Origin of the sequence: Streptomyces sp. P6-2-1 (assembly GCF_050613165.1) — a bacterium.
Classification (GTDB): Bacteria; Actinomycetota; Actinomycetes; order Streptomycetales; family Streptomycetaceae; genus Streptomyces.
On sequence record NZ_CP192513.1, the window covers coordinates 6329395 to 6350357 of the forward strand.

The following is a 20963-nucleotide window of genomic DNA, read 5'->3' on the forward strand; positions in this document are numbered from 1 at the left end:
CCCCCGTACCCGGCCCCGCCCCCCCGTACCCGGCCCCGCCCCCCGTACCCGGCCCCGCCCCCCGTACCCGGCCCCGCCCCCCGTACCAGGCTCCGTACCCGCCTCACTCCGCAGGCGTCAGCCGCAGTTCCCTGCCCGTCCAGCGGCGACGGAGCCAGCGGTCATGGCTCGCGAGGACGATCGCGCCGGGCCCGGGGGCCAGGGCCTCCTCCAGTTCGTCGCACAGCGCGGGGGAGAGGTGGTTGGTCGGCTCGTCGAGGAGCAGCAGGCCCGGCGGGTTCGCGACGAGGAGGGCGAGCGCGAGGCGGCGGCGCTGGCCCGCCGAGAGGCGTGCGACCGGCGTGTCCAGGTCGCGCGCGGCGAAGAGGCCGAGCGCGGTGAGCGGTACGCGTTCCGCGCGCGCCTCGCCCAGGCGGCGTGCCCAGAACTCCGCCGCCGTGCGCTCGCCCTCCGCGAAGACGGTGTCCTGCGGCAGCAGTCCCACGGTGAGCCCTTCGGCGGCCTCCGCCGTGCCCTCGTGCTCCAGGTAACCGGCGAGGACCGCGAGGAGTGTGGACTTGCCCGCGCCGTTCGGGCCCGAGACGAGCAGGCGCTCGTCCGAAGCCACGTCGAGCCGGTCGAGCGCGAGCCTGCCGGGGACACGGATGTCGCGCAGGGCGAGCACGGGGCCGCCTTCCCCGCTCGCGAGGGCGAGCCCGCGCGCGGCCCTGAAACGCAGCGGGGACGGGGGAGCGGGGACCCGGGTGCGCTCCAGCTCGGCGAGGCGGCGGTGCGCGTCGCGCACCCGGCGCGAGATCTGGTGCTCGACGCGGTTGCCCCGGCGCCCGTAACCCATCTTCTCGTTGTCGGAGCGCCAGCGGTTCGGCGCGACGCGGTGCGCGGAGACCCCGGCGCGCTCGCGCAGCCGCTCCACCTCCTCCTGCTCGGCCGCGTACCGCTCCTCCCAACGGGCCCGCGCCGCCGCGCGCACCGCGCGGTACTCCGTGTACGTGCCGCCGTGCCTGACAGGGCCTTCGACGGCCGGGTCGAGGTCGAGCAGGTCGGTGCAGACCGCGTCGATGAAGGCGCGGTCGTGGCTCGCGAGGACGACGGCGCCGGGCAGTTCGCGCAGGCGTTCCTCCAGGAAGGCCGCCGCCGCGTCGTCCAGGTGGTTGGTCGGCTCGTCCAGGAGCAGCGCGGCGGGGCGGCGCACGAGGAGCGCGGCGAGGGCGAGACGGCCGCGCTGGCCGCCGGAGAGGGAACCGAGCGTGCGCGCGGGTGCGAGGTGGCCGAGGCCGAGACCGTCGAGGGCGAGCGCCGCGCGGCGGTCGGCGTCCCACACCTCGCGGGCCTGCGCGCGGGCGAGGGTCCGCTCGTACGCGGCGAGCAGGTCCGCGTACGCCGTGCTCTCCTCGTCCGTCGTGGCGAGCTCCGTGCCGAGCCTGTCGAGCGTCGCGAGGTCGGCGCGGGCCTCGCGCAGCGCGGCTTCGAGGACGTCGGTGATCGTCTCGCGTGCCGTGAACGGCAGTTCCTGGTGGAGGAAGCCCAGGTCGGCGGGGCGTTCCACGGTGCCGGACACGGGACGGTCCGCGCCGGCGAGGAGACGGAGCAGGGTCGATTTGCCCGCGCCGTTCTCGCCGATGACACCGAGGCGGCGGCCGGGAGCGACGGTGAGCGAGACGCCGTCGAGGACACGACGGCCGCCGAGCACGTGCACGAGGTCCTGGGCGCGCAGGACGGGAGCGGGGGAGGACACGGGGGAACCACCAAGGAGTCGCGGTACGGCGGGGGCAGGACGAAGAGGCCACCCGGCCCGGCGCACCTCGCGCCGCCGGTGGCCCGGTGCTCCGGGCTCATCCGGAGATGTCGTCGTCTCCCGCTGCCACGCCACAACCTCCGTACGGCTACGTGTCCGGGCAGCCTAACAAGCCCCGCTCAGCCCGCCGCCCCCCGTTTCGTCATGCCCTCGGTGGTGAGGAAGTAGAAGACCGGCAGGACGACGAAGACGCCGAGCGCCACGAGCGGCGTCACGAGGACGCCGAGCAGCCCCGCGAGGACGTACGCGACGACCCCGACAGCCGAGCGCGTCACACCGTGGCGCAGGTAGCCGGGCTCGACGTGCGGCTCCATGAGGTCGGGGCGGCCGAGCAGGAAGCGGTAGAGGACGAGCCACGCCGTGCACATGAGCGCGGCGACGAGCGCGTACAGGGCCACGGCGGTGCGCGCGTCGCGCCCGGTCACGGACTCGCTGAGCGTCTCCGAGACGACCGAGGTGGGGAAGGCGAGCGCGGAGGTGATGCCGACGAGCGCGAGGTTCCAGCCCGAGAGGGCACGGTCCACGCGGCGGATGCGCGCGAAGGCCTGGTGGTGGTTGAGCCAGATCACGCCCACGTACGAGAACGAGGCGACGTAGCCGACGTAGGCGGGCCACTGGTGCAGCAGGGCGTGTTCGAGCCCGTCGGAGCGGTGCGGCGGGTCGGTCAGCTCCAGGACGAGGAGGGTGAGCGCGACGGCGAAGACGCCGTCGCTGATCGCTTCGAGGCGCGAGGTGTCGCTGCGCCTGAAGCGTGCCGACGGGTCGGGCTCCGCGCGCGCCCCGGGGCCCGGCCCGTGCGGTCCGTGAGTCGGCTCGTGCGGCACGCCGGCGGCTCCCCTCGGGCCCGGTCGCGCGCCGGGGCCGGGCCGCACTATGCCGGGCGCGGGGCGCGGCGGGCGGGTGCCGGGGCCGGGGGGTCCATCGGGCGGGTGAGCGGGGTGCCCCTGGTGCCGGTACGGGGGCGTGGCGGCGGTCGCTACGCCGCGCGCGGGCCTCCGCGGGCGCGGGCCGGCTCGTCCGCGGGGCGGGGCGGGCCCGGCTCGCGGGCGGCGGGGACGGGGGGCGTGTGACGCAGGGGTGCCGCCTCGGGTGGGGGCGGTACGGAGGCGGAGCCGCGTACGACCGTCGATGTGCCCGGTTGCTGGGCCGACGCGCGGCTCAGGAGGACGACGCCCCAGGCGGCGACGAGCGCCCCCGCGAGGGTGAGGCCGAGCCCAGGGGCGCCGCCGCGCAGGTGCTCGCCGAGGAGGCTGAGGCCGACGACGGCAGCGGCGACGGGGTTGGCGAGCGTGAGGACGGCGAGCGGGGCGCCGAGCCCGCCGCGGTAGGCGGTCTGCGCGAGGAGCAGTCCCCCGGCGGCGAAGACGGCGACGAGGAGCGCGACGATCCCGGCCTGCCACAGCGGCAGGTGCGGCCCGCCCGCCGAGACGGTGAGGGTCTGGGTGAGGGCCGAGGCGATGCCGGACGCGAGGCCCGAGGCCGTCGCGTGGCGCAGTCCCGGACGGCCGCCGGGGCGGGCGAGGAGGGCGAGGAGTGTGGAGGTCGCGCCCGCGACGAGAAGCGCCTCGGGGAGCGAGAGCGCGTCGTCGGGGGCCGGACCCGAAGCGGTGAGCAGGAGGACGGCGAGGCCCGCGAGGGTGAGGACGGTGCCCTGCCACTCGCGGCGCCCCACCCGGCGTCCCGCGCGGTGCGCGCCGAGCGGGACGGCGGCGACGAGGGTCAGCGCGCCGAGCGGCTGGACGAGGGTGAGGGTCCCGTACCGCAGCGCGGCGACGTGGAGCAGCGCGCCGCCCGCGTTGAGCCCGACCGCCGCCCACCACGCGCCGTTGGCGAGCAGACGCAGCCCGCCGCCGTGGCCCTGCGCCGCTGTGCGCGCCGCGAGGCGCTCCTGCGCGACGGCCGCCGCCGCGTAGGCGACGGCCGAGATCAGCGAGAGCGCGACCGCGAGCACGGTGGCGGTCATCGACTGGCGCCGTGCGGGAGGAGCCGTCGCAAGGGCGGGCGGGGAACGGGGCGGGGACGGGCGACGTGGGCCGAGGGGCGCGGGACGACGAGCAGCGCGAGACCGAGGAGCGCGCTCGCCACGAGCACGTCCATCCAGTAGTGATTCGCGGTGCCGACGATCACCAGGAGGGTGAGCGCGGGGTGCAGGAGCCACAGCCAGCGGGCCCGGTGGCGGCCCGCGGCGATGAAGCCGATCGCGACCATGAGGGCCCAGCCGAAGTGGAGCGAGGGCATCGCGGCGAACTGGTTGGAGACCGAGTCGGTCTGCGGTGTCGAGCCGTAGACCGAGGGCCCGTAGACGAGCCCGGTGTCCATGAGGTGGGTCGCGGCGAGCATCCGCGGCGGCGCGAGCGGGAAGAGCAGGTGCCCGGCGAGCGCGATCCCTGTCACGACCGCGAGGACGCGGCGCGACCACACGTAGTGCGCGGGCTTCTTCCAGTACAGCCAGACGAGGAAGGCGAGCGTGAGCGGGAAGTGCACCGTCGCGTAATAGGTGTTCGCGATGTGCACGACGCTGTCGCTGTGCAGCAGCAGCGCCTGTATGTCCGTCTCGCGCGGAAGGTGGAGGTACCGCTCCAGATCCCATATGTGATCCGCGTTGCGGTATGCCTCCGAAATGTGCCCGTTCGCGAGCTTCCGCCCCAGCTTGTAGAGGAGGAAGAGCCCGACGACGAGCAGCAGTTCGCGGACGAGGGGCGGTCGGGCAGTGGTGTCCGGCTCCCGTGTCGCGGACCTGGAACGGGCGGTACTCATGCCCGGGGCCCCTTTGACGTGACGACTTGGTGGTGCGGCGGGGGCAGGGGTGACCCCTGGAGCCCAGCGGTACGCCATAGTACCGGTACGACGTCGTATCGGTACACTTTCGTATCGGTACACCAGCGTACCGGTACTATGAAGTATCGATACGCTAGCGTACCGGTACACTGGCGTACCGGACGAGCGGATTTTCCCGCCGTCCCGCAGCACGCCTGTGGCGCCGTACGACCGCCAGGGACCGCAGCCGGAGGACGAGGAGAGCGCGATGACCGCCGAAGCCGCCGAAGTCACCGGCGAGACCCCTGCCACCTCGCGCCGGTCCAAGCTCACGCCCGAGCGCGAGCAGGAGTTCTACGCGGCCGTGCTCGACCAGATCAGGCGCTGCGGCTACGAGGCACTGACGATGGAGGGCATCGCGCTGCGCACCCGGTGCAGCAAGTCCACGCTCTACCGGCAGTGGCGCACCAAGCAGCAGTTCGTCGCCGCCGCGCTGCGCGCCCAGAGCAAGGAGCGCTTCAGCGGTATCGACACGGGAAGCCTGTCGGGCGACCTGCTCGCCGCGGCCCACGCGGCGGGGAGCGGCGGTTTCGGCGACACGCTGCTCGTCCAGGCGCTGACCCAGGCGGCGCTCCACGACCCGGACCTGAAGAAGGTCCTGCGCGAGACGCTCGTCGACCCCGAGCTGGCCGCCATCGGCGCCATGCTCGACCGGGGGGTCGCGCGCGGGGAACTGCGCGCCGATCACCCCGCCCGCCCCTACGTCGCCTCCCAGCTTCTCGGGGTGCTGCGGATGCGGAACTTCATCGACGGCAAGCACGCGGACACGGCGTACATGGAGCGCTTCGTGCGCGCCGTGCTGCTGCCCGTGCTCGGCCTGGAGGCCCCGGAAGAGGCGCGGGAGCGGGGAACGGGCGTGAGCCCCTAGAGACCGGCGGTCGTCGTACCGGCGGATGAAGGACGACGACGCGCCCGCGCCGCACCGTGGGGACGGGGGCGGCGCACCCGGGCCCGGTGCCCCTTCCTCATGAGCGGTGGGAAGGGCCACCGGGCCTCTTTCGCGTTTCGCGCGCCTTCGCGGGGCGCGCGAGGCGCCGGGTCCCGCGGCGTGCGCGAGGGCGCCGGGTCCCGCGGCTCAGGCGTTCTCGCCCGCGCCGCCGCCCGAAGCGCCGGCCGCGCCCGCCTTGATCCCGGTGAGCAGTGTGTCGAGCACCGAGAGCTTCGGCGCGTCGTCGCTGATGTCGAGCCCGACGCGCAGGACGACCATCTGCTTCGTGGTGGGGGAGAGGAAGGCGACGGTCTCGGCGTAGCCGTCCGGGCCCTTGCTCGTGACGACCTTCCAGCGCACCAGGTAGCCCTCGCTGCCCGCGATCTTCACGCTCTTCGCCTCGTCCACGCTGTGCGAGGTGATGTCCCCGTACGCGCCGCCGCCGTAGGAGTCCTCGGCGTTCTTCTCGATGTCTGCCTTCGCCACCTGCTCCGCGGTCCCCGAGGTGATGCCGAGGGCGACGGCGGGCACCGACTGGACGCCGCCGTGGACGCAGCTGTCCTCGTCGCCCGCGGTCGGGTCGGGCACCGGGCAGGCGTAGGAACCCGCGTTGACGGAGGCGCCCGTGCTGACGCTCTGGCCCTCCCAGCCCTTCGGCACGGGGATGCGCAGGCCGTTGACGAGGTCGGGCACCGTGCCGGAACGCACCGTGCCGCCTCCGCCGTTCCCTTCCTCGCTCCCGCCGCTCCCGCCGCCCTCGCCGCGCTGCCGCGGCGGCGCGGAGGGCGTCTCGCCGCGCTGCTCGCGGGGCGCGGAGGCGGCCGGGCTCTTCGCGTCGTCGCCGTCGTCGCCCGCGACGAGCGCGTAGCTCCCGACGCCGAGCACGGCGAGCAGCACGACACCGACCGAGATCCCGGCGATCCAGCGCCCGCGCTTGCGCTGCGGCGCGGGCGGTGTTCCGTACGGGCCGTAGCCGCCGTACGGGCCGGGCGTTCCCGGCAGCGGCGCGCCGTACGGGCCGCTCGCGCCGTAGGGAGCGTACGGGGGGTACGGGGGCTGGGTGCCGTACGGGCCCGGCGGGACGGGCGGGGCCTGCGCGGCCGCCGTGTTCTGCGCCGCCGCCGCGTCCTGCGCCGCGCCGTCCTGGTCCTGCGCGCCCCGGCCCCCGGGGGGCGCTTCGGCGGGTGTCCCTGCGGCGGGGGCGGTGTCCGCGGGCTGTGCGGGCGCGGCCTGCCGGGTCCTTTCGGTCCAGGCCGTGCCGTCCCACCAGCGCTCGCCGCGTGGGCCCTCGCCCGAGTGCCCGGGGTCGGGGTACCAGCCGGGAGGAGTCTGTGGGGTCATGCGGCTCACCCTAGGCCGTGGTGCTGAAAATCGGATGAGAGGCAGGCATGATAGCCGTTCGGGCTCGGGGCCGCCTGAATCCGTGTCATATCCAGGCCCTGCGGTTAGGCTCGCCTCCGTGCGGACCGGGCCCGGCGGCCGAACTGCCGACCAACTCCCGGTCCTGGCAGCGGCGGACGGGCAGGGAGCGGGCAGGATGACGGCGAACGCGCGGCAGGGTGCTCACGACCACGGCGACTCCCCGTACGGCGAGCTGCCCGCGAGCGGCGGCGAAGGCTCGCACGGCGGTGAGGCGCTGTGGGAACGCGAGCGGGAGCTGCGGCTCGTGGACGAGGCCATCGAGCGCCTCTGCGAGGACCGCGAGGGCGGCGGCAGCCTCCTCGTCTTCAGCGGGGTCGCCGGCATCGGCAAGACCCGGCTGCTCCAGGAGGTGCGCAAGCGGGCCACCGCGCGGGCCGCGGTGTGGAGCGCGCGCGGCGGGCAGACCGTCAGCTCGGTGCCCTTCCACCTCGTACGGCAGCTGCTCCAGCACAGCCTGCTCGCCATGACCCCCGACGAGGCCCGCGCCTACCTCGGCGAACGTTACGACGTCGTGGGCCCCGCGCTCGGGATAGCTGACCCGGGCGGGCGCACCGCCGACCCGCGCGGCGTCATCGACTCGCTCGTCTCGGTCGTCACGCGGCTCGTCGAGGCCGACTGGCCCGTCGTCGTCCTCGTCGACGACGTGCACTGGGCCGACCCCGAGACCCTCGACTGGCTCGCCGCCTTCGCCAAGACGCTCGACTCGACGAAGGTGCTGCTCGTCGTGGCGCTGCGCGAGGACGAGGCCACGGGACGCACGGCCCAGTACCTCAAGAGCCTCGTGGACCAGGCGCGCCCGGCGGGCAACAGGCTCCAGCCCCTCGGCCCCGTCGCCGCGGCCGAGCTGACCCGCGCGGCCTTCGGCTCGCTCGCGGAGGACGGCTTCTGCCGCGAGGTGTGGGCGGTGACCGGAGGGAACCCGTACGACACCGTCGAACTGCTCAGCAAGGCGCGCGAGAACGGCGTCAGGGCCGTCGAGTCCGAGGCCGGGCAGCTGCGCGGGCTCAACGCGGCCTCGCGCGGTGTCGGCCTGGTCGAGCGGATCGAGGCGCTGGGCGCGGGAGCCCTGAAGCTCAGCTGGTCCGCGGCCGTGCTCGGCACCGACATCACGCTCCCGCTCGCCGCGCGGCTCAGCGACATGCCGCTCGACGAGGCCGCGGCGCACCTCGCCAGGCTCCGTACGGCGCGCGTCCTGACCGGGCCCGACGACGACCTCCAGTTCGTCCACCCGCTCATCGCCACCGCCGTCCACGAGTCGATGCGCCCCTTCCACCGCACCGCCCTGCACGGACGGGCCGCCGATCTCCTCACGGAGTCAGGACGCGGAGCCGCCGCCGCCTCGCGCCACCTGCTCCAGCTCGTCCCCGACGACGATCCGCACGTCGTGGCGCAACTGCGCGCCGCCGCCCGCGAACACCTCGCCGTCGGCGCCCCCGAGGCGGCCAGGCTCTGTCTGGAGCGCGCGCTGCGCGAGCCGCCCGCGCCCGGCGTGCACGCCCAGGTCAGTTACGAACTGGGCTGTGCGACGCTCCTCACCGACCTGGAGAGCACCGTGCGACATCTGCGCGCGGCGCTCGAACTGCCCGACGGGCTGACGGGCAAGGACAGGATCGACGCCGTCTGCCGCCTCTCGCAGGCGCTCGTACACCTCGACCGGCTGCGCGAGGCCGTCGACGCGGTGGACCGCGAGGCGGCCCTGCTCGGCGAGGGACCCGACCGGATGCGGCTCCAGGGCGTGCACTTCATGTGGGAGGGCATCTTCGCGCGCGAGGACGACGCGGAGGGCCGCTCGGCCCGGCTCGCCGCCCTCGCCGACCCGCTCACCGGGCGCGACACCTCCGAGCGGGCCCTGCTCATCCTGCGCGCCTTCGACGTCATGGCGCGCGGTGAGAACGCCGAGCACGCGGTGGAGCTGTGCGACCGCGCCCTCGTCAACGGGCAGCTCCCGCCCGGGCTCGGCTGGACCGACACCGAGTGGAGCTTCGAACTCCTCGTCATGCTCGGCGGCGCGTACATCTTCTCGGACCGGCTCGACCGCGCGTCGAGCCTGTTCACCGAGGCGCTCGACGTCTACAGGCGGCAGGGCTGGAGCGGCAACCACCTCGGCGTGGCCCAGGCGTTCGTCGGGTACGTGAAGCGGCGGCGCGGGCAGTTGCGCGACGCGCGGGGCATGCTCAAGGAGGCACTGCGGCTCGCGGACCGGGTGGGCTCGCGGATGCCGCTGCACTGGGACATCGTGTGCATGCTCGCGGACACGCTGCTCGCGCAGGGCGAGGTGCGCGAGGCCGAGGAACTGATGGAGCAGTACGCCTTCCGGCCGCCCTACCCCGACGTCATCGTGCTGCCCGACGCCGCGGCGGTACGGGGACGGCTGCTGCTCGCGCTCGGGCGCCGCAAGGAGGCCGTCGACGAACTGGAGGCCGGGCTCCTCTCGCTCACCTCGCGGGGCTGGCACAACACGGTGCTCGCCCCCGTGCACGGCGAACTCGCCGTCGCCGTCGCTCCCGACGACCCGGACAGGGCCGCCGCGCTCGTGGCCACCGCGCGTGCCTCGGCCGAGCGCTTCGGCACCGACACGGCGGTCGGCGAGTCGCTGCGCCAGGCCGCCGCGGTGAGCGAGGGCCAGCACGCCGCCTCGCTGCTCGCCCGCGCGGTGACCTACCTCGAACACTCGCCGTGTTCCTACGAGCACGCCCGCGCCCGCGTCGAGTACGGGCTCGTCACGCGCTCCCGCAAGGAACTCGACCACGGCCTCACGCTCGCCCGCAGCTGCGGGGCCACGGGCCTGGCACGCCTCGCCGCGACCACGCTGGAGGAGGGCAGGGGGCTCTACTGACGGGGGCCGTGCGCCCCCGGAGGTACGGCGGGGACGGTGCCGAGGGGGCCGGTGCCGAGGGGGCCGGTGTCGAGGGGGCCGGTGTGCCCGGAGGAATCGGCGGAATCCCGCATTCCGTGGCCGGTTCTGCCCGAAGGTGGGCACTCCGGTCATGAAGATCACTGATTCATCAAAAAACCCGTCAACTTCCGGTCAGAACTAGGCATGTGACGATCTTGCGCCTACGGTGGTGCGGCGAGCGACGGCACGCCGCGTCGCGGTACGCAAGCACACCGAAATTCAGGGACTTCCCACATGCTGATAGAGGTCGTGGCCGCAGCCGTTGTCGCCGGCGGGGCCACCGCTGCGGCGACCGGAGGCCCTCTCGTCGCCGCGCGCCGACGCGCCAGACGGGCAGGCGAGGACATACGCGAGGCGCACGCGGCACGGGACGCGGCGCTCGCCGACGCGGAGGCCGTGCGCGCGCGGGCACGTACCGGCGAGGAGACGGTCGAGCGCGAGACGCGCCACCTTCTCGAACAGCGCCTCCCCGCGCTCCTCTCGCACCTGCGCACCCCGCACGTCACCGTCCCGGGACTGCTCGCGCCCGAGCTGGCGGGCACCCCCGTCGACCGGCTCCACCGCGCGCTGCTCGACGCCGTCGCGGAAGGCGTCGCCGCCGAGGGCGAACGGGTCGACGAGGCAGGCCGGGCCGTGGTGCGCGGTGCGATGAGCCGCGTGCACGCGCTGCAACTGCGTCTCCAGGACGGCCTGAGCGAGATCCAGCGCCGCCACCCGGACGCCGAGCCCGCGCTCATGGCCGACATCCTCGCGCTCGACATGCTCAACGAGCTGATCGGCCGCGCCGCGCAGACCCCGGCCCTCGCCACCGGCTCCACGCCGATGCTCTTCCGCGACGACACGCACCTCGTGGACATCGCGGTGAGCGCCGCGAGCCGGGTCCGCGACTTCAAGGAGCGCGTCGGCGAACCCGTCAACCACCTGACCCGCCCCGTCGGCGTCATGGCGCAGTGCGTCGAGCCCCTGCGCGCGGTCCTCGCCGAACTCCTCGCCAACGCCGTCCACTTCTCGCACGGCACCCTCCGGGTCGACGTCTCGCTGCACGAGACGCAGACCGGCGCGAGCGTCATCGTCGAGGACGCGGGCGTCGGCCTCAACGCGGAGCAGTTCGCCCGCGCCGAACGCCTGCTCAGCGGTACGCACCCGGTGCGGCTCGTCGAACTCGGCGACCCGCCGCAGACCGGCTGGGCCGCGATCGGCGCACTCGTGCGGCAGTACGGCTTCCAGGTCTCGCTGAAGAAGAGCAGCTACGGGGGCGTCGCCGCCGTCGTGAGCGTTCCCGCCGCCCTCCTCGTCGAGATGCCCGAGGGCCACGCCCCCTCGGTGCACGCGCCCGCGCCCGTACGCGGCCAGGAGGCGGCCGCCCCGCCGCTGCCCGCCGGGGTGCGCAGCGTGCCCCGCGCCGCCGAGGCCGGGGAGGCCACCGCGCTGCCGCGCCGGCGCCGCAAGACCCGCGAGCGCGGCACAGGGCCCGTCGCCCCCGTCGCCGAACTCCCGCGCGTGGAACCCCGTGAGGCCAGGGCCCGCTGGGGCGGCTGGCAGGCGGGCCGCGACAAGGGGCGCGAGGCCGTCGAGGCCGTCGAGCGCGAGAGCACCGAAGCGGCACCCCGCCGCACCCCCCTGGAGACCCCCCACAGCCGCCCGCCCGAGGACGCGCGGGCGGCAGAGCCCGATGACACCCCCGTACCCCCCACGGAACGCGCACCGCACGAGGGGCCGCGCAGCGCCCCCGCGGCGGCCCCCGCGCAGCAGAGAGGACACGACCTGTGAACAGCCAGGGAACCCCGCCGGTGAAGGGCGCTCCGCTCGCCCGGAACCTGTCGTGGGTACTGGAGCCCCTGCTCGAACTCCCGCACGTGGAGGGCGGCGTCGTGTTCAGCAGGGACGGCCTCATCCTGGGCGCCGCACCCGGCATCGCGACCGAGGACGGCGAGGCGGTCGCCGCGGTCACCAGCTCGACGCTCGGCAGCGTCCGCGCGCTCGTGGACCGCGCGGCGCAGGGCGCCGACCGCACGATCGACGAGGTCGTCGTCTCGACCCCGCAGGGCCTCTACTACGTCGCGCCCGCGGGCGAGGGCGCGGGACTCGTCCTGTGGGCGGGCCGTGAGGCCGACCTGGGGCGGATCGCGTACGAGGTGCAGGTACAGGTGGGCAAGCTGGTCGCGGCGCTCAGCGAGGCCGCGAAGAGCAGGACCGCCGGCGCATGACCCCGCCCCGCAGGCGCCTCGTGCCGGACTACGTCGCGACCGCCGGGCTCGAAGTCCCCGCACGGATCGGCGTGGAGCGCACGACGCTGCTGCACGCCGAGCCCGGCGCCCCCGCCGAGGGGCTCGACGCGGCGGCACGCAGGCTCCTCGCGCTCGTCGAGGAGGAGGGCATGCTCTCCGTCTACGAGTGCGCGGCGCAGCTGGGCCTGCCCTACGCCGTCGTCCGCATGATGGCCGCCGCGCTCGCCGCGAGCGGCGCCGTCATCACCCGCGAGCCCCCGGCCCCCGCCCAGCTCCCCGACCCCGCACTCCTGGATGTGGTGCTTCATGGCCTCCGCGCCCTCTGACCTGGCCCCCGCGCCCGGCACCCCGGCTCCCACGGCGCCGGAGCTGCCGATCCCCGTGAAGATCGTCGTCGCGGGTCCCTTCGCCGTGGGCAAGACCACCTTCGTCGCCGCCGCATCGGAGACCGCCCCGCTCACCACCGAGGAAGTCCTCACGCAGGCCGGTGAGAGCGTCGACGACCTCAGCGGGGTACGGGGCAAGACGACGACGACCGTCGGCGTCGACTTCGGGCGCCTCACGCTGCGCCCGCCCGAGCCCTCGGCCCACCCCGGCGCGGTCCTCTACCTCTTCGGCGCGCCGGGGCAGGAGCGCTTCCGGCTGCTGTGGGAGGAGCTGACGTACGGGGCGATGGGCGTCCTCGTCCTCGCCGACACGCGGCGCCTGGACGCGAGTTTCGACGTGCTCGACCTCGTGGAACGGCGCGGCATCCCGTACGCCGTCGCGGTCAACCAGTTCGATGACTCGCCCGCGCACGGACCCGAGGCCCTGCGTGCCGCACTCGACCTGGAGGAGTCCACGCCGCTCGCGGTGTGCGACGCGCGCGATCCGCGCTCGGCCAGGGACATGCTGATCATGCTCGTCGAGCACATCCGTGAGCTGGTGGAGAGTTGAGCAACCGATACGTTCCCGGCGCCACGGCGCTGTACGAGCCCGAGTTCGCCGCCGACCCGCACGCCGCCTACGCGCGGCTGCGCGAGCGGCACGGCGCCGTCGCCCCCGTCGAGGTCGCCCCCGGCGTGGGAGCGCACCTCGTCCTCGACTACCGCGCTGCCTGGGAGATCCTCACCGACCAGGACGGGCACTGGTCCAAGGACCCGCGCCCCTGGGAGGCGACCCTGCCGAACACCCCCGAGGCGCACGGCGTGCTCGGCATGATCGGCTACCGGCCCAACGCCCTCTTCACCGACGGCGAGGTCCATGACCGCTTCCGGCAGGCGGTGAGCGACTGCTTCCGCATGATCCAGCCGCACCGGCTGCGCGCGACCGTCACGGAGATCGCCGACGACCTCGTGCGCGAGTTCGCCACCGAGGGCCGCGCCGACCTCGTCGGGCAGTACGCGCGCCCGCTCATGGCGCGTGTCATCAACCGCCTGTACGGGCGCTCCGACGCCTCGGGCCGCGACCTGGACCGTATCCTCACGACCCTCGCGAACGCGGTGGGCGCCGAAGCGGTCGGGGCCAACGAGGAGTTCGGCCGCTACATGAACGAACTCATCACGGCGAAGTACGAGAGCCCGGGCGACGACCTCCCCTCCTGGTTCATCGGGCACCCCGCCCAGCTCGCCCCCGAGGAGGTCGTGCAGCACGTCGTGCTCACGCTCGGCGCGGGCAACGAGCCGTCGGCGAACCTCATCAGCAACACGACGGCGCGGATGCTCACCGACGAGCGGTACTACTCCTCGCTCACGGACGGCGCGCTCTCCACCCGCGAGGCGCTCGCCGAGGTCCTGCGCACGGACCCGTCGATGGCGAACTACGGCCCGTACTTCGCGACGCGGCCGGTCCACTTCCACGGCACGTGGATACAGCCGGCCGAGCTGGTCCTGGTCTCGTACGCGGGAGCCGGGTCGGACCCCACGGGGCTGCCCGCGCACGCCGACGAGCGCTCGGACGGCGGCGCGCACCTCGGCTTCGGCGCGGGGGAGCACCGCTGCCCGGCCGCCGACCCGGCGCTGCTGATCGCGGCGACCGCCATCGACCGGCTGCTCACCCTGCTGCCCGGGCTCGAACTCGCGGTCCCCTTCGCCGAACTGACCTGGCGCCCCGGGCCCTTCCACCGGGCCCTCGCGGCGCTGCCCGTCACCTTCCGCCCCGTCCGTCCCGATCAGCCAGGAGTCACCCCGTGGACCAGCTCCAAGCCGTCACTCTCGACCCGGTAGGCGCCGACATCCCGGCCGAGGCCGCGCGTCTGCGCGAGCGCGGCCCCGTCGTGGAGATCACCCTGCCGGGCGGCATCCCCGCTTTCGCCGTCACGCGGTACGAGAACCTGCGCACCCTCATCCTCGACCCGCGCGTCAGCAAGGACCCGCGCAAGCACTGGGCACGCTGGCCCGAGGCCTCGTCCAACCCGGAGTGGGGCTGGATACTCGGCTGGGTCGGCGTCATCAACATGCTCAGCACGTACGGGGTCGACCACAGCCGGCTGCGCAAGCTCGTCGCGCCCTCCTTCACGCACCACCGCACCGAGCGGCTGCGGGGCAGGGTCGAGGAGATCGTCACGCGCCTGCTCGACGAGATGGAGGCCGTGCCCGAGGGCGAGGCCGTCGACCTGCGCTCCGCCTTCGCGCGGCAGCTGCCGATGGAGATCATCTGCGAGCTGTTCGGCGTGAGCGGGGCACACAAGGCCGAACTCGTCACGCTGCTCGACGACTTCATGGACGCGTCCCGCCCGGTCGAGGAGGCGATGGCGACGCTCGCCCGCCTTTACGCCGTGCTCGGCGAACTCATCGAGACCAAGCGGACCGAGCCCGGTGACGACCTCGCGAGCGACCTCGTCACCGTGCGCGACACGGACGGCGACCGGCTCTCGGACGACGAGCTGCGCGACACGCTCCTCCTCGTCATCGGCGCGGGGGTCGAGACGACCGTCAACCTCATCGGCAACGCCGCGTTCGCGCTGCTCACCCACCCGGAGCAGCTCGCGCAGGCGCGGGCGGGCGAACTGCCCTGGGAACAGGTCGTCACCGAGACCCTGCGCTGGGCGCCGAGCATCGCCAACCTGCCGATGCGCTTCGCGATCGAGGACATCCAGGGTCCCGAGACCGGTGGCGTCCTCATCCCCAAGGGCAGCGCGATCCTCACGACGTACGCGGCCGCCAACCACGACCCGGAGCACTACGGGCCCACCGCGCACCTCTTCGACGCGCACCGCGACTCCGGCGACCACCTCGCCTTCGGTATCGGCGCGCACCGCTGCATCGGCGCGCCGCTCGCCCAGCTGGAGGCCGGGGTCGCGCTCCCCGCGCTCTTCGCCCGCTTCCCCGAACTGCGCCTCGCGGACCCGGACCCGCAGCAGGTGCCGACCTTCATCGCACACGGCTGGGCGGAGCTGCCCGCCTACCGCACGGCCTGACGGACACGGGCCGGGGCCCCACACCCGGCTCGCCGGCCGCGCCGCGTCCCCGCCCGCACGGGGCCCGCCCGACCGCGCGGCCGTACAAGCGCGCCGTCCCCCCGCCCCTGCTGCACCGGCTCGCCTCCCCAGGGCGCCCCCGGCCGCCGCCCTTCCGCTCCCGCTCACCAGGCACCTCGCCGGGCTCGCCCCCCGCCCCACCGCGCCCGCCCCACCGCGCCCGCCCCCTCGCGCCCCCTGCGCGGCCCGCAGGCGCACCGCTTCCCGGCTCCGCCCGGCCCGCCCGTGCCGCTGGCCCGTCCCGCCGGGGCCGCCGGTTCCTGGTGCACCGGCTCGCCCGTTCCGCGTTCACGGGGCCGCCTTGCCGGTTCCGGGGTGGCCTCTGCTCGGTGTTCGCGTCGGCTCGGCCTGTGCGGGTTTCACTTCCCGCCTGTGCGCGCTTCGCTTCCCTGCTCCGTCCGGAGGCCCGGCCCGTCCGGCTAGCCTGTCCGTCCGGCTCGCCTGTCCGTCCCGCCGAGGCCGCCGGTTTCCGGTGCGCTGAGCCGCACGCTCCGCACTCCCACGGTCGCGCGCCGGTTCCCGGTGCGCCCCTATGCCATGCGCCCCCGTGCCATGCGCCCCTGCGCGTGCCTGCCCGGCACGTGGCGGTGAGGTCCGGATGACGTGGCCCGCCTCGCCCCGCCGCCCGGTGTCGCCCGGTCTGTCCGGGCGTCGTGCCCCGCCCTCCCGCGCTCGTGGTTCAGCCCCGCTCCGGGTGCCGGTCGCCGTCGTCGAGTGCCTGGTCCACATGGGCCGCGAAGCGCAGATGCGCGTCGGTGCCCGTCACCTCGAAGAGGCGCCGCAGCACGTCGTCGAGCGGCCCCGCGAGCAGCAGGCGCAGGCCCGCCTCCTCGTGCAGGGCGTGCGCCCGGAGCAGGACCCCGAGCACCGTGGAGTCGGCGAAGGTCGTGCGCGAGAGGTCGACCACGGTGAGCGGCCGCCCGGAGGCCAGGGCCCCGGTGAGCGCGGCGTCGAGTGCCTCCGCCGTGTCGAGGTCCGCCTCTCCCACCAGCCGTACCACCCGCGCCCCGGGGGTGTCCGCGTGACTGACGGCCTCGTCCGGCATGGTGGCGCCCTTCCTGGTCACGTCACGCGCGGCGCGCGGCGTCGGCAACTGTTGCCTTGCGGCAAACATTAGCCGAGCGTCGTGGCGCCCGGTAGCGGGTACCCGCATGTCATCGTGAACGGCGACCCGCTCACTGACCGGGCGTCAGTCCCCGTCGCGCCTTCGCGACACTTGCCGTTTGACAACAGTGCGCCCGAGGAAACAATCTGAGCCCCGACAGGACCGCCCGGCCCGAACAGTGGCGTGCGGGCCGAGGCGAACCGGAGGTCACAAGCGTGTACTGGTCCAGGGGGCCGTTCCCGCGCGTCGGGGCGCGGTGCTCAGGCGGAGTCCGCCGTCCCGTCCCGCGCGGGCCGCTCGCGCGGGGAATCGGCCTCGCCCCAGTCGGCGGCGTCGAGGAATCCGCTGAGCCCGCGGGCCAGCGCGTCCCTGTCGGCCCGCGGCACCCGCTCCAGGATCTCCAGGAGCGCGCTCTGCCGCCGCGCCCGCAGCTCGTCCAGATACCGGGCGCCCGGCGGGGTGAGCCGCAGCTCGACCTCCCGCCTGCTCGACTGGCTCGCCGCGCGCTCCACGTACCCGAGCGCCTGGAGCCGGTCGCACAGCCGGCTCACCGAGGACGGCGCGGCCCCCAGCTCCTCGCCGAGGGTGCGCAGGTTGATCCCGTTCCCGCGGTCCAGGATGTACAGCACGCGCAGCTGCGAGACTGAGACCGGTGCAGTCGGCGCCAGGTCGCGGCCCTTGTGCCACATCACTTCCAGCAGCTCGATGACCTCTCCGGCCACCCGCGCCGCGGCAGCCCGGTTCTCCTGGGTCGCCGCCTCGCGATGCATGTCCTCGACTCTGACACTTCGCAAGGCTCCTGTCAGTCGCTGAGGCATGACGGTCCGGCTTCCCTTCTCCCGATCTCCGAGACAGGTGGTACACGTACGGTGGACAGATTCGCGGCGGTGGAACGCGCCCTGCGCAAGGCCCCGCCCCACGCTCTGCTCGACGCGCTGCGCACGGCGCTGCGGGCCCGTTACGGGGCCGCGGGCGTGGATCTGCTCATGGCCGACTACGCCATGACCATACTCCAGCCCGTCGAGCCTCCCCCGCTGCCGCCTGAGCCGCTGTCCGCCCATCTGGGAGCCCCGGGACGCGCCTTCGGCGCCCAGCAGCCGTACGCCGAGAACTCCGGCGACTACACCCTCGTCCACGTCCCCGTGACCGTGCGCGGCGACCGGCTCGGCATCCTCACCGTCCGGCTGCCTGAGGGCGGCTACGACGAGGGGATGGCGGGCGAGATGGCCGAGATCGGCGAGGTGCTCGGGCACGAGATCCTCGTCGCCGAACGCGATACCGACCTCTACCAGCAGGCCCGCCGCGCCCGCCGCCTCACGCTCGCGGCCGAGCTGCAATGGCAGCTGCTCCCCGGGCGCTCCTGCTCGCGCCCCGAGTACGCGCTCGGCGCCCAGCTGGAGCCCGCGTACGCGATCCGCGGCGACAACTTCGACTGGTCGGGCTCCGCCGAGACGCTGCACCTCTCCGTCACCAACGGCATGGGCGAGGGCATCGAGGCCGCGCTGCTCACCAACCTCGCCGTCAACGCGCTGCGCAACGCGCGCCGCGCCGGGCTCGGCCTCGCCGACCAGGCGGCCCTGGCGGACCAGGCCATCTACGGCCACCACCAGGGCGCCGTGCACCTGTCCACGCTGCTGCTCCGCTTCGACCTCGCGAGCGGCGACGTCGACGTCGTGGACGCGGGCTCGCCCCAGCTGTGGCGCCAGCGCGACGGGGTCACCGAGCGGATCGAACTCGACGCGCAGCTCCCGCTCGGCATGTTCGAGGACAGCGTCTACGTCGCCCAGCGCTTCCGGGTCAGGCCCGGGGACCGGCTCTTCTTCTTCAGCGACGGCGTGTACGAGGCGCTGTCGCCGACCGGGGAGCGGTACGGGAGGCGGGCGCTCGTCGCCGCGATGACCGGCACCCGGCTGCTGCCGCCCGCGCAGGTCCCGTACGCCGTCCTCAAGGAACTGGCGGCGCACCGGGGAACCGTCACGCAGGACGACGACGCGATGGTGCTGTGCCTGGACTGGCACGGAAGGCAGCAGCTGTAGGGGCGGCACGGAGCCGTACCCGGGGGCGGGGCGGTGCGCGGCGGTACGGGCGGTGCGCGGCGGTACGGGCGGGGCTCAGGCCCCGCCGAGCACCGCCCCGAGCGCGTACCGCACCGGCTCGTCGACCTGCGCGTACGTGCAGCTCTCCGGGGTGCGGTCCGGGCGCCAGCGGCGCCAGCGCGCGGTGTGCCGGAAGCGGGCCCTGCCCGTCGCCGGGGACCCCTCCATGTGGTCGTAGGCCACCTCGCACACCCGCTCGGGACGCAGCGGCACCCAGGACAGGTCCTTCGTGCCTGTCCAGCGGCTCGGCCCCCCGGGAAGGCGCCCCGCCTCCTGCGCTTCGGCCTCGGCCCAGTGCGCCCACGGGTGGTCCCCGAACCCGTCGCCGGAGCCGTCCATCCGCAGCGGCTCCAGCTCCGCCATCAGCTCGGCGCGCCGCTTCATCGGGAAGGCCGCGCAGACCCCCACGTGCTGGAGCGCGCCCGCTTCGTCGTACAGCCCGAGCAGCAGCGAGCCCACCACGGGGCCGCTCTTGTGGAAGCGCAGCCCGGCCACGACGCAGTCGGCGGTGCGCTCGTGCTTGATCTTGAACATGACCCGCTGGTTCTCGCGGTACGGCAGCTCGGGCGGCTTCGCGACGATCCCGTCCAGACCCGCCCCCTCGAACTGCCCGAACCACCGCTCGGCCACCGCGCGGTCCCCCGTCGCCGGCGCGAGGTACACCGGGGCGGAGACCCCGGCGAGCACCGCTTCGAGCCGTTCCCTGCGGGCGCGCTGCGGGCGGTCGGTCAATGACTCCTCGCCGAGGGCGAGCAGGTCGAAGGCGATGTACGAGGACGGCGTCGCATCCGCGAGCAGCCGCACTCGCGAGGCGGCCGGGTGGATGCGCTCGCTCAGCGCGTCGAAGTCGAGCCGCCCCTCGCGCGCCACGACGACCTCCCCATCCAGGACGCACCGCTCGGGCAGCCGCTCCCGCAGCGCGTCGACCAGCTCGGGGAAGTACCGCCCGAGCGGCTTGCCCGTGCGGCTGCCCAGCACCACCTCGTCGCCGTCCCTGAAGACGAGACAGCGGAAGCCGTCCCACTTCGCCTCGTAGTGCATCCCGGCCGGGATCTCGGGCACGGCCTTCGCGAGCATCGGTTTCACCGGAGGCATGACAGGCAGGCGCATGAGCCGATTGTGTGCCCGTCCGCCGGTCGTGCGCGCGGTGAGTGCCGGTGCGCACCGATATGCGGAGGTACGCGCCCGCGCCTACCGTGGCGGCATGGCGGACGAAGCGGAGGAGCTGACGGCGGGCGGGCGCACCGTCAGGATCAGCCACCCCGACAAGATCTACTATCCGCGTCCCGGGTACACGAAGCGCGACGTCGCGGAGTACTACCTCACGGTCGGCGAGGGCATGACGCGCGCCCTGCGCGCCCGGCCCACGACCCTGGAGCGCTACCCGGAGGGCGTCGAGGGCGACTCCTTCTTCCAGAAGCGGGCCCCGAAGAACCACCCCTCCTGGCTGCGCACCGCGCGGATCTCCTTCCCGAGCGGCCGGTACGCCGACGAGCTGTGCCCCGAGGAGCCCGCGGCGATTCTGTGGGCGGCGAACCTGGGCGGTCTCGTCTTCCACCCCTGGGCCGTACGGGCCGAGGACACCGACCACCCGGACGAACTGCGCCTCGACCTCGACCCGCAGCCCGGCACCGGCTTCGCCGAGGCCGTCGCCGTCGCCGTCGAGCTGCGCGGACTCCTCGACGAGCTGGGCCTGCGCGGCTTCCCGAAGACCTCGGGCGGGCGCGGACTGCACGTCTTCGTGCCCATCGAGCCGCGCTGGGACTTCACCGGGGTGCGGCGCGCGGCGATCGCCGTGGGGCGCGAGCTGGAACGCCGGATGCCGGGCAAGGTGACGACGCAGTGGTGGAAGGAGGAGCGCGGCGAGCGCATCTTCCTCGACTACAACCAGAACGCCCGCGACCGCACCATCGCCGCCGCCTACTCGCTGCGTGCCCGCCCGCACGCGCCCGTCTCCGCCCCGCTCACCTGGGACGAGGTCCCCGACGCCGACCCGCGCGACTTCGACCTGCGCACGATGGTGGGCCGCTACCGCGAGCGCGGCGACGTGCACGCGGACATGGACGAGCGCCGCTACTCGCTCGAACCGCTCCTCGACCTCGCGGCGCGCGACGAGGGCGAAGGGCTCGGCGAGCTGCCGTACCCGCCGGACTACCCGAAGATGCCGGGGGAGCCCTCGCGGGTGCAGCCGAGCCGCGCGAAGAAGGAGACGGGCTGAG

General features: G+C 74.6%; 18 protein-coding genes. 10 read left to right on the forward strand and 8 right to left on the reverse strand.

Annotated elements, in window-relative coordinates; translation table 11 throughout:
• Positions 1-103: 103 nt before the first annotated feature.
• From ACQYWQ_RS26680 to ACQYWQ_RS26695, 4 genes are all read right to left on the reverse strand, one after another.
• A complete protein-coding gene (locus ACQYWQ_RS26680) occupies positions 104-1735 on the reverse strand; it encodes an ABC-F family ATP-binding cassette domain-containing protein (protein ID WP_431038130.1) in 1632 nt (543 codons plus the stop codon).
• A gap of 179 nt (positions 1736-1914) precedes the next feature.
• Complete coding sequence (locus ACQYWQ_RS26685; protein ID WP_431038132.1) at positions 1915-2619, reverse strand: TMEM175 family protein; 705 nt, start codon at positions 2617-2619, stop codon at positions 1915-1917.
• Positions 2620-2771: 152 nt separating this feature from the next.
• Positions 2772-3758: a DMT family transporter gene (locus tag ACQYWQ_RS26690; RefSeq protein WP_431038133.1), complete on the reverse strand. Its 987-nt coding sequence runs from the start codon at positions 3756-3758 to the stop codon at positions 2772-2774.
• Positions 3755-4552 carry a phosphatase PAP2 family protein gene (locus ACQYWQ_RS26695; protein WP_431038135.1) on the reverse strand — a complete coding sequence of 266 codons (798 nt, stop codon included), beginning with the start codon at positions 4550-4552 and terminating at the stop codon, positions 3755-3757. Before ACQYWQ_RS26695 ends, ACQYWQ_RS26690 begins: the two co-directional genes overlap by 4 nt.
• A gap of 268 nt (positions 4553-4820) precedes the next feature.
• Here ACQYWQ_RS26695 and ACQYWQ_RS26700 point away from each other — a divergent pair, with 268 nt between their 5' ends.
• The gene (locus tag ACQYWQ_RS26700; RefSeq protein ID WP_431038136.1) at positions 4821-5480 is read left to right on the forward strand and encodes a TetR/AcrR family transcriptional regulator; all 660 of its coding nucleotides are present in this window, start codon (positions 4821-4823) and stop codon (positions 5478-5480) included.
• 207 nt (positions 5481-5687) lie between these two features.
• Here ACQYWQ_RS26700 and ACQYWQ_RS26705 read toward each other — a convergent pair whose 3' ends face one another.
• Positions 5688-6881 carry a DUF2510 domain-containing protein gene (locus ACQYWQ_RS26705; protein ID WP_431038138.1) on the reverse strand — a complete coding sequence of 398 codons (1194 nt, stop codon included), beginning with the start codon at positions 6879-6881 and terminating at the stop codon, positions 5688-5690.
• 196 nt (positions 6882-7077) lie between these two features.
• Between ACQYWQ_RS26705 and ACQYWQ_RS26710 the strand changes: the two genes are divergently transcribed.
• From ACQYWQ_RS26710 to ACQYWQ_RS26740, 7 genes are all read left to right on the forward strand, one after another.
• The gene (locus ACQYWQ_RS26710) at positions 7078-9798 is read left to right on the forward strand and encodes an ATP-binding protein (RefSeq protein WP_431038139.1); all 2721 of its coding nucleotides are present in this window, start codon (positions 7078-7080) and stop codon (positions 9796-9798) included.
• A gap of 294 nt (positions 9799-10092) precedes the next feature.
• Positions 10093-11628: a histidine kinase gene (locus ACQYWQ_RS26715; RefSeq protein WP_431038141.1), complete on the forward strand. Its 1536-nt coding sequence runs from the start codon at positions 10093-10095 to the stop codon at positions 11626-11628.
• Positions 11625-12065 carry a roadblock/LC7 domain-containing protein gene (locus ACQYWQ_RS26720; RefSeq protein WP_431038143.1) on the forward strand — a complete coding sequence of 147 codons (441 nt, stop codon included), beginning with the start codon at positions 11625-11627 and terminating at the stop codon, positions 12063-12065. The genes ACQYWQ_RS26715 and ACQYWQ_RS26720 overlap by 4 nt, the downstream gene beginning before the upstream one ends.
• Positions 12062-12412: a DUF742 domain-containing protein gene (locus tag ACQYWQ_RS26725; RefSeq protein WP_431038144.1), complete on the forward strand. Its 351-nt coding sequence runs from the start codon at positions 12062-12064 to the stop codon at positions 12410-12412. Before ACQYWQ_RS26720 ends, ACQYWQ_RS26725 begins: the two co-directional genes overlap by 4 nt.
• The gene (locus tag ACQYWQ_RS26730) at positions 12393-13022 is read left to right on the forward strand and encodes a GTP-binding protein (protein ID WP_431038146.1); all 630 of its coding nucleotides are present in this window, start codon (positions 12393-12395) and stop codon (positions 13020-13022) included. Before ACQYWQ_RS26725 ends, ACQYWQ_RS26730 begins: the two co-directional genes overlap by 20 nt.
• Positions 13019-14290: a cytochrome P450 gene (locus ACQYWQ_RS26735; protein ID WP_431038147.1), complete on the forward strand. Its 1272-nt coding sequence runs from the start codon at positions 13019-13021 to the stop codon at positions 14288-14290. Before ACQYWQ_RS26730 ends, ACQYWQ_RS26735 begins: the two co-directional genes overlap by 4 nt.
• Entirely contained in the window at positions 14254-15483 is a 1230-nt protein-coding gene (locus ACQYWQ_RS26740; RefSeq protein WP_431038149.1) for a cytochrome P450 family protein, read from the forward strand. The genes ACQYWQ_RS26735 and ACQYWQ_RS26740 overlap by 37 nt, the downstream gene beginning before the upstream one ends.
• A 739-nt stretch (positions 15484-16222) precedes the next feature.
• Here the strand turns inward: ACQYWQ_RS26740 and ACQYWQ_RS26745 are convergent.
• Both ACQYWQ_RS26745 and ACQYWQ_RS26750 read right to left on the reverse strand, forming a co-directional pair.
• A complete protein-coding gene (locus ACQYWQ_RS26745; RefSeq protein WP_431038150.1) occupies positions 16223-16588 on the reverse strand; it encodes an STAS domain-containing protein in 366 nt (121 codons plus the stop codon).
• A gap of 320 nt (positions 16589-16908) precedes the next feature.
• Positions 16909-17418, reverse strand: coding sequence for a MarR family winged helix-turn-helix transcriptional regulator (locus tag ACQYWQ_RS26750; RefSeq protein ID WP_431039361.1), 510 nt, complete (start codon positions 17416-17418; stop codon positions 16909-16911).
• A gap of 99 nt (positions 17419-17517) precedes the next feature.
• On the opposite strand from ACQYWQ_RS26750, the gene ACQYWQ_RS26755 reads away from it, so the two are divergent.
• Complete coding sequence (locus ACQYWQ_RS26755; protein ID WP_431038151.1) at positions 17518-18684, forward strand: PP2C family protein-serine/threonine phosphatase; 1167 nt, start codon at positions 17518-17520, stop codon at positions 18682-18684.
• A gap of 75 nt (positions 18685-18759) precedes the next feature.
• On the opposite strand, the gene ACQYWQ_RS26760 is transcribed toward ACQYWQ_RS26755, so the two are convergent.
• Positions 18760-19854, reverse strand: a complete 1095-nt coding sequence (locus ACQYWQ_RS26760) for an ATP-dependent DNA ligase (RefSeq protein WP_431038153.1) — start codon at positions 19852-19854, stop codon at positions 18760-18762.
• A gap of 94 nt (positions 19855-19948) precedes the next feature.
• On the opposite strand from ACQYWQ_RS26760, the gene ligD reads away from it, so the two are divergent.
• Positions 19949-20962 carry a non-homologous end-joining DNA ligase gene (ligD, locus tag ACQYWQ_RS26765; RefSeq protein ID WP_431038155.1) on the forward strand — a complete coding sequence of 338 codons (1014 nt, stop codon included), beginning with the start codon at positions 19949-19951 and terminating at the stop codon, positions 20960-20962.
• The last annotated feature ends 1 nt before the right edge of the window (position 20963 follow it).